Below are 10,526 nucleotides of genomic sequence, written 5' to 3'. Positions count from 1 at the left end.
GGAAAGAAAACACCGTCGACCTGCGTCTTGCCGCTCGCGAAATAGTATTTTCCGAGGCTGGCCGCCTCCCCGGTGATCGAATTGCCTTCCTGGAACGTCTGCGAGATCGGTGCGCTGTATTGGATTGCCGGATTATTTGCGACGATGGCATTCATATAGATGCTGTTCAGCTTGGTCCCGAGACCGTCTGAAACAGATGTGCCGAGTGCGCCGTCGATTGTGTAATCGTGGATCGCCTGCTGTTGCTGGGACGGCGTCGAAGAATTGTTGATCGCGACCGCAGTATTGATGTTGGCGGTCAACACCGCACCGCCACCCGGCGTCGTCAGCAATCGACTGAACGGCAGAATGTGCATGACGGCGTCAGCGGTAGCCTGCGCCGAACTGGAAGGAACCGTCTGCGCCGTCGCATGATCACAGACAATACAGGTAGCAATAATTGCCGACGACGCGACACAGGCGCGAAACATCATTCCAGACCCCCCCGACCCGAATGAACCGGAGGAAATTGCCCGCATCAATCCAAGAGGACAAGAGTACCTATGATCGGCGCCCGGCTAAGGGGCGAGATTCCAGAAACATGTTGCTGTGGCGCCTCAGCGCTCCACGAAGGCCTTCTCAATCACATAATGACCGGGCTGAGATTGGCTGCCTTCCTGGAATCCGCGCGATTCCAGCAACTGCACCAGATCCTTGAGCATCGCCGGGCTGCCGCAGAGCATCAGCCGGTCGTTGGCGGGATCGATCTGTGGCAGGCCAATGTCGGCGAATACCTGCCCGCTCTCGATGAGGGCCGTGATACGGCCTTGATTGCGGAACGGTTCGCGCGTGACGGTCGGATAATAGATCAGCTTGGCCTTGACCTCATCGCCGATAAACTCGTTCTCCGGCAAATCCTTGCTGAGATAATCGTCGTACGCGAGTTCGGCCACGGTGCGGCAACCGTGGATCAGGACAATCTTCTCGAACCGCTCATACGCATCGGGATCCTTTACAACCGAAAGGAACGGGGCAAGGCCAGTGCCGGTGGAGAGCAAATACAAATTCTTGCCCGGCAAGAGGTTGTCCTGGATCAACGTGCCCGTGGCCTTGCGGCCGACCAGGATCTTGTCGCCCACCTTAAGGTGCTGAAGGCGCGAGGTAAGGGGGCCATTCTGCACCTTGATGGAGAAGAACTGGAGGTCCTCCTCATAATTTGCGCTGGCCATGGAATAGGCGCGCAGAAGCGGCTTGCCGTCCACCATCAGGCCGATCATGGCAAACTGGCCGTTTAAAAAACGGAAGCCGGGGTCGCGGGTGGTGGTGAAGGTAAAGAGATTATCGGTCCAATGATGGACGCTTTTTACCGTTTCTTCGTTGAGATTGCTCATGGCCGGCCAGTCAGGAGAAACTGCGGAAAGAGCAGAAATCCACGCAAAATGCGTGTTTTAACCGACTCTCTCTGTGGGATATTTCGTTCCACTGTAAATCATGTGATGGCGGTACGCTACTGTCGTGCCGCATCATGCCTGCGATGTGATAGCGCGGACCACCGCGGTCTATGAGCCAAATCAAGAGGCAAGTCAGAAGCGCACCTCCAAAGTGGGTTTCTGATCCGGCCGGCTCGGCTATATGCCCTCATCAGCGAGGCGCAGCAGATAGGCGCCATAGGCAGATTTCGCGCGAACCTTGCCTTGCGTCCGCAATTGGTCGGCATCGATGAACCCGGCGCGGAAGGCGACTTCCTCGGGGGCGGAGATCTTCAGGCCCTGGCGCTTCTCGAGGATCTGCACGAATTGCGCCGCTTCCACCAGCGAGTCCGGCGTCCCGGTATCAAGCCAGGCGAAGCCGCGGCCCATCATGCTCACATGCAATTCGCCGAGCTCCATATAGGCGCGGTTGATATCGGTGATCTCGATCTCGCCACGCGGTGAGGGAGCAAGATTGGCGGCGATATCGACCACGCGATTGTCGTAGAAATACAGCCCCGTCACCGCGAGATTCGAGCGCGGCACGGTGGGTTTTTCTTCCAGCGAGATGACGCGGCCGCTGTCATCGATCTCCGCGACGCCGTAGCGTTCGGGGTCGTTGACAGGATAGCCGAACACCGTGGCACCAGCTTCGCGCGCAACCGCTTCCTGCAGCAGTTCGGGCAGGCCGTGACCGAAGAACAGATTGTCGCCCAGGACAAGCGCGACGCGCTCATCGCCCACGAATTCGCGCCCGACGATAAACGCATCGGCCAGGCCTCGCGGCTGGTCCTGAACGGCGTAGGTAATCTTGATGCCGAACTGGCTGCCGTCCTTCAGCAGCGCCTGGAACAGCGCGCTGTCGTGGGGCGTGGTGATGATGAGGATATCCCGAATACCCGCCGACATGAGCGTGCATAGGGGATAATAGATCATCGGCTTGTCGTAGACCGGCAGCAATTGCTTGGACACGACCAGGGTAATGGGATGTAGCCGGGTACCGGACCCGCCGGCGAGGATGATACCTTTCACGAGGGCTCCTTGAGGGTCGGGGCGAGCAGTCCGTCCACCACTTCGGTCACGCGTGTAGGCCAGGGCGGGGCGCGATAGCCAAAGGTGCGTTCGAACAGGCTGGAATCCAGTTCCGAATTCGCCGGCCGACGGGCCGGGGTCGGATAATCTGCAGTCGTGATGGGTGCCACTTCCGGCGTGCGACCGGTGTGGCGCGAAGCCTGCATGATGATCTCACTCGCGAAACCGTGCCAAGTGGTGGCGCCATTGCCCGCCAGATTATAGGTGCCCCAGCGCACGGTGCCGTCCTCCATGGAACGCGCGGCCGCAAGAATGCCCTCGGCAATGTCGCGTGTCGCGGTCGGACAACCGTGCTGGTCCGCGACAACTGTCAATCGGTCGCGGTCACCGGCAAGTCGAAGCATGGTCTTTAGGAAATTGGCGCCGTGAATACCATAGACCCAGGAGGTCCGCAGGATCAGATGGCGTTCGCTCTGTGCGCGCACCGCCGCTTCGCCCGCCGCCTTGGTCTGCCCGTAAACGCCGAGTGGTGCGATCGGGTCGTTCTCGACATAGGCACCTGTCTTGGTGCCGTCGAAGACATAGTCCGTGGAAATGTGGATCAGCGGCGTGCGGTAGCGCGCGCACCGCTCGGCCAGCAGGCCGGGGGCCTGAGCATTGGCGCGCGCGGCAAGGTCCGCCTCTTTCTCCGCGCGATCCACAGCCGTGTAAGCCGCCGCATTCACGACAACGTCCGGCCGTTGGGCCTCGAGCGTGCGGGCGACGCTGGCGGGGTCGCAAATATCCACTTGCGCGCGCTCGAACGCTACGAGATCGAGGCCGCGCTCGGCGGCCAAAGCGGTTAGTTCCCGGCCCACCTGGCCATTGGCGCCGAACAGGACGATGCGCATCAGGAAGCAAGCCCCAGTCGCTGGCCGGCATAGTTGCTGCGCAGCGGCTCCCACCAGCCTGGATTGGCGATATACCACTCGATGGTTTTGCGCAGGCCGGTCTCGAAGGTTTCGCGCGGCGCCCAACCCAGCTCGCTGTTGAGCTTCGAGAAGTCGATGGCATAGCGCGCATCGTGTCCCGGCCGGTCGGTCACGAAGCGGATCAGGTTTTCCCGTTTGCCGATTTTCGCATCGGGGCGAACCTCGTCGAGGATGGTGCAGATGGTGCGCACCACGTCGATGTTCCGCCGCTCATTGGCGCCACCCACATTATAGCTCTCGCCAACTCGCCCCTTGCTGCCGATCAGATGAAGCGCCTCGGCATGGTCCTCGACGAACAGCCAGTCGCGCACGTTTTCACCTGCGCCATAGACGGGCAGGGGCTGCCCCTCCAGTGCGTTGAGGATGATCAGCGGGATCAACTTTTCCGGGAAATGATACGGCCCGTAATTGTTGGAGCAGTTCGACATCACCACCGGTAGACCGTAGGTGTGATGCCACGCACGCACCAGATGGTCTGAGGAGGCCTTGGACGCGGAATAGGGCGAATTAGGCTGGTAAGGTGTTTCTTCTCGGAAAAAACCCTCCGCACCCAGGCTGCCGAACACCTCATCGGTGGAGATATGCTGGAACCGGAATGCGTCCCGCGTGGCACCGTCAAGCCCGCGCCAATAGCGCAGCGCTTCCTGGAGCAGCGTATAGGTGCCGATGACATTGGTGGTGACGAAGGCGGATGGACCGTCGATGGAGCGATCCACATGACTCTCGGCGGCAAGGTGCATGACCCGGTCGGGGCGGAAGCTCTCCAGAGCCTTCTGGAAGGCGCCGGCATCGCAAATGTCCGCCTGCACGAAACGGTGTCGCGGGTCGTCCATCACAGGTGCCAGCGACGTAAGGGTTCCGGCATAAGTCAGGCTGTCATAGGTCAACACGTCCGCAGATGTGGACGCGATGAGGTAGCGCACCAGCGCGGAACCGATGAACCCTGCGCCGCCGGTAACAAGAATACGTTCTGCCATGGTTGCCCCGTGTGCCGTCACGCGTAGATGAACGGGCTAACATAATCCTTCAGGCGCGGCCATTCGCGATCCTTATCGGACAGCAACGGATCCGACGCCGGCCAGTCGATCGCGAGATCGGGGTCGTCCCACGCGATGCCACCCTCACTTTCGCGAGAATATGAACCGTCCACCTTATAGGCGACCTTGCTATCGGGCTCTATCGTGCAAAAGGCGTGAGCGAAGCCGTGCGGGATGAATAATTGTTCGCCCTTTTCAGCGGTCAGGGTCGCGCCGACCCAGCGGCCATAGGTGGGAGATCCCTTGCGGATGTCCACTGCAATGTCGAAAACCGCGCCAACCGTGACGCGCACAAGCTTTGCTTGGGCAAAAGGCGGAGTCTGGAAGTGAAGTCCACGTATTGTTCCCACCGGAACCGACAAAGACTCATTATCTTGAATAAACTTGGAGGTAATACCGTTCGCGCTGTAGCGTGCCTCGACATAGGTTTCACAGAAATATCCGCGAGGATCCTTAAATCGAGGCGGAACTACAAGAATGACCTCGGGGATGTCCAAGGGAGTAAAGTATGTCATCTAACGCGCGCCCACCTCTGCGAAAAGACTGCGCGGACCGTAGCTTCCGCGCCTGCGAACGTCAACGAGCAGGTGCAGCATGGCGTAAATGTCGCCAAACTGCCACCGCATCGGGCAGTCATGCGCGGTGATACATATCCTCAATACGGACGATATCATCCTCGCCCAGGTAAGAACCCGTCTGCACTTCGATCAATTCCAGATTGATACGCCCGGGATTGGCCAATCGATGCACGCCTCCCAGAGGAATGTACGTCGATTCATTCTCGCGCAGGGTGAAGATACGTTCATCGACGGTAACTTCGGCGGTGCCGCGCACCACGACCCAGTGTTCTGATCGGTGATGGTGCATCTGAAGCGAGAGCTTTGCACCGGGCTCAACGACGATCTTCTTCACATGGAAGCGATCTCCGCGGCAAATGGTCTGATAGGTGCCCCATGGCCGATGAACTTTCAGGTGTTCGTCGGCCGCGTTATATTTCGCCGCCTTGAGTGAGGCGACCAGGGCCTTCACGTCCTGGCTACGATTGGAAGGCATCACCAGGATAGCATCCTCGGTGGCGATGACAGACATACCCGAAAGTCCGATGCCGGTGACCAGAGGCCCCTCGGAGCGCACATAAGAGTTGTGACTGTCGACCAAAGCGACCTCTCCGTGCAGGACGTTGCCGTCTACATCTGCTGCACCGATTTCCTGCACTGCATCCCAGGAGCCGATGTCGGACCAGCCGAAGTCACCTTCAACCACGGCGGCCTGCCGTGTCTGCTCCAAAACCGCAAAGTCGATAGACTTCGCGGGGGCAGCGGAAAACGCCTCTTTGGCTAGGCGCAGGAAGCCGAGATCATCGCTCATATTCTCCGCAGCCGCCAAGGCTGCCTCCGCCATCTGAGGCTCGAAACGCTCCGCTTCCGCAATCATCAGGGTTGCAGGAAACAGAAAATTTCCCGAGTTCCAAAGAAACCCTTCGGCAACATAACGCGCGGCGGTCTCAAGATCGGGCTTCTCGACAAAGGCCGCCACAGCGCGCCCACCGTTCGCAAGTGCAGCACCCGGCCGTATGTAGCCATAGCTTGTGCGTGGGCTGTCGGGTACGATTCCGAACGTGACGATCTTCCCATCGGCGGCCACCCGGGCGGCAACTTCGACTGCGTTGAGGAAGGCCTGGGGATCACGGACGACATGGTCCGCGGCGAGCGCCAGAACCAGGGCGTCGTCTCCATGCAGTCGCCGTGCCAGGGCGGAGGCGGCGATCAGGGCAGGGGCGCTGTCTCGTCGCACAGGCTCAAGCACCACGGTTGCATCAATGCCTATTTCAGCGGCCTGACGTCGCGCAAAGAACCTGAAATCATCATTTGTGATCACAATGGGCGGATAAAACAGGTCTCCTGGCGCCGTCCGAAGAAGGGTATCCTGATAGAGTGTGTTGGGCCCAACAAGCGAAAGGAACTGCTTGGGAAGAGTGTTCCGGGAAAGCGGCCAGAGGCGCGTCCCCGTACCTCCGGCCAGTACGACTGGGACGATCTTCCGCAGCGTCGTCATCTTGTCACTCCCCGTCATCCCCCGGTCTGATGACATGTCCGCGAAGCACCGTCCAGGCCTGATGAGTGCTTTAATTCAGGTCAAAAAATGACAGTTCGAAAGTTTGCTGCACATGCACAATCAGCAGCTGAATGGCTTGATTCGCCTATGCGGACGTCGGTATAAACTAGGTTGCGGAGCGTGGGGAAATTCTTATGGTCGACGGTGTTCAGGCGGAAGTGACCGGTATCATCGCGGCATCCGGCGTTTTCGACGTTGTTTATTATGCCAGCAAGGCGGGGATGCCGGCTGATGATTCTGCCGAATTGATCTCGCATTACGTTGAAATGGGCGAAAAGCTTGGCTTTTCTCCCAACGAATTTTTCGATCCTCGGTGGTATTCTGAAAGTTATTCAAACATTTCTGGAAATTTACTGCTCGATTATATTGTCTCGGGCGAGGCTTCTGGCCGGCGCCCTTCGCCTTTATTTGACCCGGCTTGGTATCTTAAGGAATACGACCTCGCTGCGGGCAATGAATTGGCGCTAGCCCATTATTTGCGTGAACGGTCGGCCAATTTTCACTCTCCAAACCAATATTTTGATGTTGTGTTTTATCTCAAATCTAACCCAGATGTTGCGACTGCGAACGTCGATCCGTTTACGCATTTCATAAATTGGGGTGTTTTTGAAGGTCGGCGGTGTCACCCCGCGTTTGATTCTGAGTTCGTATGGAAGACTTATCTCAACAACGACCGGACCAAGAATCCATTTCGTCTCTTCATGTATTGGGGCGAGGTCTTCGGGTGGCGTGCAACGCTCGATACGAATGCGCCCACTATTCCGCGCGAAATTAAGAAATTTACCGCTGCGGGCCCCTATTTTGAGGCTGAGCCGCAGCGGTCGAGCGGGATCAAGAAAGCTCGGGTTCTCGCGTTTTATCTCCCCCAGTTCCATACCATTCGGGAAAATGATGAGTGGTGGGGTGCCGGGTTCACCGAATGGACCAATATTCCACGTGGCGTCCCGCGCTTTGCCGGGCATTATCAGCCACGGGTGCCTCGGGACCTTGGCTTTTACGAGTTGGGTGGTCGGGATATTTTGCAGCGTCAGGTTGAAATGGCGCGCGGGGCCGGGCTGTCCGGTTTCTGTTTTTATTATTATAATTTCAACGGTCACCGGCTGCTGGAAAAGCCGTTAGATGTCCTGTTGAATGATCGCACGATCTCATTTCCGTTCAGCATCATGTGGGCCAACGAGAACTGGACCCGGCGCTGGGACGGAATGGAAGCCGATGTTCTCATGGCGCAGGATTACGGGCTGGAAGGAGAGCCTGCGATCATCGCTGACATGGCGCGCTACATGAAGGACGAGCGGTATATCCGGATCAACGGTCGCCCTTTCCTGGGCTTGTATCGCGCGGACGTCATCCCCGATTGCAAAGCGGCGATCGGACGTTGGCGGAAGATATTCAAGGACGAGCATGATCTCGACCCTTACATTGTGATGTCCCAGACGTTCGGAAACGTCGACCCTCGGCCATTTGGTTTCGACGCGGCAATGGAGTTTCCGCCGCACAAATTCGGTAGCATGGTGCCGCGGATCAACCACCAGATGGATCTGTTGGATAATGACTTCCGGGGCGATGTCCGCAGCTACGACGATTTCGTCAGGGTATCGCTGGAGGATTTCCCAAAGGAGTACAAGCTGCTTAAGACGGTGTTTCCGACCTGGGACAACGACGCGCGTAAGCAGGGCTCCGGCATGGTGGTGCACGGAAGTAATCCTACGAAGTTCCAGAATTGGGCCTCCGCGATCATCGATCAACTGGTGATATCCGAGCCGCAAGAAGAGCGGCTAATGTTCGTGAACGCTTGGAACGAGTGGTGCGAAGGCACCTATCTGGAGCCGGATGTCCACTTTGGGTACGCATTTCTTAACGCCCTTTCCCATTCAATCAGCGGGAAAAGCGTCACCTCCAAGCGCAAAATCCTATTGGTGGGGCATGATGCGTTTCAGGCTGGAGCGCAGCAGCTGCTGTTCAATATTGGGGCAGTCCTGAAGGGGCGCTTTGGATGCGAAATCGCTTTCGTTTTGATGGATGGCGGAGCAATGGCATCGCAATATGCCAAGCTTGCATCGACATATGTGGTCGATCCGAAAGAATCCTTCTGGCCTGGGTTGGTGCAGCATCTGAAGGAATTGCGTAACAACGGTTTTGAAACCGCCATAACCAATAGCGCCTTCTCCGGGCACGTCACCCTCGCGCTACGCGAACTTGGATTTGAGATTTCGTCGCTCATTCATGAGCTCAGCACGATTGTTACAAAATACTATGGCGCCGATCGCTTGAGTGCGCTTTTCAAGCACTCCCACAATGTGGTCTACCCCAATAGATATGTAGAGCGTGAAATTACGGAAGTTTTCGGACGGCCCCAGGGCCGAACCCTGGTGATTCCGCAGGGACTTTATTCAAAGGTCGCACCGGTAACAGATGCGTACCGCGCGGTGCGCGACCGGTTGAACATTCCCCACGACGCAAAAATTGTGATGAACGCGGGTTACGCTGACCTGCGCAAGGGCATCGACCTGTTCCTGGCGGTTGCCTCGGCTACACGTGAATTGGATCCCTCAGTATATTTCGTATGGATCGGAAATGCGGACCCGACCATCGACGCCTGGCTCATCGACCCGGTGCGTCAGGATCCGTCGGGCAACGTGCGGTTCGCCGGTTTCCAGAGCGAAGTTGCGGGTTTCTATACCGCAGCGGATGCGTTTTTCCTCACGTCTCGGGAGGATCCCTTCCCTTCTGTCGTGTTGGAGGCGTTGAGCCTGGGTTTGTCGGTCTTGGCCTTCGACAAAGGTGGCGGCTTCGTGGACTTGCTGAAGGATCGTCGGCTCGGTTCCCTCATCCCGAGCGGAAATATCCGCCTCGCAGCCAGGATGGTCGTCGATACCGTCATCCAGCGGCAAAGAGAGCCGGCAAGCGAGCGTCTCTATCGTTCGCAAAAAATCGCAAAAGATTACAATTTCGCGAACTATTGCCATTCCCTAATTGGTTTGAATCAAGCAGTGCCGAAAATTTCGGTGGTTGTTCCAAATTATAACTATAAGACTTGCATTGAGGCGCGACTTTATTCAGTTTTCGACCAGACATTCCCGATTTTCGAGGTCATTGTCCTCGATGATTGCTCGACCGACGGGAGCGTGGAGGAACTTGAGCGGATCGGAGCTTCTGGTGTTCGGGAGTTCGTCCTGATCGAGAATATTGTGAACTCGGGCAATGTGTTCGCTCAATGGGCGAAGGGGGTCGAGGCTGCCACGGGCGACTTGATCTGGATCGCCGAGGCGGACGACCTTTCCGATCCGTCGTTCCTGGAAAATATGGTGACCTTCTTCGCCGAAGAGAGCGTTGCTTTCGCCTTCAGTGATTCCCGTACCATTGACGAACATGGCGCGCCGCAATGGGAGAGCTATAAGGGATACTACGAGACGTTGTTCCCTGGCGCCTTGTCGAAGACGGAGGTATTTTCCGGGCGGGATTTCGTCGAGAAATACCTATCCGTCAAGAATGTCATCATGAACGTCAGTTCGGGTGTCTGGCGGCGCGATGCGCTCGCGGCGGCGCTCGATCGCTGCCATGCGGATCTGGCCAATTTTCGAATGGCTGGGGACTGGCGGCTTTATATCGACGTGGCCCTATCGGGCGGCAGCATCGGCTATAATGCCATGCCGATGAATGTGCATCGCCGACATTCCGGAAGTGTGACGCACGCCCTGAAGAAGGATAAGCATTTGCAGGAAATTCGGGGCATCCAGCAGATCGTGCGCAAGGCGGTCGGCACGTCGGTCAAGCGAAAGCAGGACGCTTACTATGCCGAAGTCGCCGAGAGCTTCGGCTTGAGCGATGCGGAAACCGCGCACGCCGATTAGGACCGCCAAGCCGGGGAATAAGCGCAGAGGCAGAGGTTCTGGCTGGGGTCTGCTGCGGGTTCGGATCTGAAA

The 10,526-nt window shown here is 57.7% G+C and carries 8 protein-coding genes; 1 reads left to right on the top strand and 7 read right to left on the bottom strand.

Annotated elements, in window-relative coordinates:
- The 7 genes from V5F77_RS27720 to V5F77_RS27690 form a co-directional block, all read right to left on the bottom strand.
- Positions 1–473, bottom strand: a 473-nt coding sequence (locus tag V5F77_RS27720) for a hypothetical protein (RefSeq protein WP_429008303.1), incomplete at its 3' end; no start/stop codon positions are given.
- A gap of 123 nt (positions 474–596) precedes the next feature.
- Positions 597–1,370: a ferredoxin--NADP reductase gene (locus V5F77_RS27715; RefSeq protein ID WP_429008302.1), complete on the bottom strand. Its 774-nt coding sequence runs from the start codon at positions 1,368–1,370 to the stop codon at positions 597–599.
- 237 nt (positions 1,371–1,607) lie between these two features.
- Positions 1,608–2,480: a glucose-1-phosphate thymidylyltransferase RfbA gene (gene rfbA, locus V5F77_RS27710; RefSeq protein ID WP_429008301.1), complete on the bottom strand. Its 873-nt coding sequence runs from the start codon at positions 2,478–2,480 to the stop codon at positions 1,608–1,610.
- Positions 2,477–3,370, bottom strand: coding sequence for a dTDP-4-dehydrorhamnose reductase (rfbD, locus tag V5F77_RS27705; protein ID WP_429008300.1), 894 nt, complete (start codon positions 3,368–3,370; stop codon positions 2,477–2,479). Before rfbD ends, rfbA begins: the two co-directional genes overlap by 4 nt.
- On the bottom strand, positions 3,370–4,428 hold the full coding sequence (gene rfbB, locus V5F77_RS27700; protein WP_429008299.1) for a dTDP-glucose 4,6-dehydratase: 1,059 nt from the start codon (positions 4,426–4,428) through the stop codon (positions 3,370–3,372). Before rfbB ends, rfbD begins: the two co-directional genes overlap by 1 nt.
- Positions 4,429–4,445: 17 nt before the next feature.
- Complete coding sequence (rfbC, locus tag V5F77_RS27695) at positions 4,446–5,003, bottom strand: dTDP-4-dehydrorhamnose 3,5-epimerase (protein ID WP_429008298.1); 558 nt, start codon at positions 5,001–5,003, stop codon at positions 4,446–4,448.
- 118 nt (positions 5,004–5,121) lie between these two features.
- Positions 5,122–6,543 (bottom strand): mannose-1-phosphate guanylyltransferase/mannose-6-phosphate isomerase, encoded by a 1,422-nt coding sequence (locus V5F77_RS27690; RefSeq protein ID WP_429008297.1) that lies wholly within the window; start codon positions 6,541–6,543, stop codon positions 5,122–5,124.
- Positions 6,544–6,737: 194 nt separating this feature from the next.
- Here V5F77_RS27690 and V5F77_RS27685 point away from each other — a divergent pair, with 194 nt between their 5' ends.
- Positions 6,738–10,454 (top strand): glycoside hydrolase family 99-like domain-containing protein, encoded by a 3,717-nt coding sequence (locus V5F77_RS27685; RefSeq protein WP_429008296.1) that lies wholly within the window; start codon positions 6,738–6,740, stop codon positions 10,452–10,454.
- Positions 10,455–10,526 lie beyond the last annotated feature (72 nt).

It is taken from the genome of Roseixanthobacter psychrophilus (genome assembly GCF_043195195.1).
In the GTDB taxonomy this organism is placed as follows: Bacteria; Pseudomonadota; Alphaproteobacteria; order Rhizobiales; family Xanthobacteraceae; genus NCEH01.
This window is presented reverse-complemented; position numbering and strand designations above follow the sequence as displayed.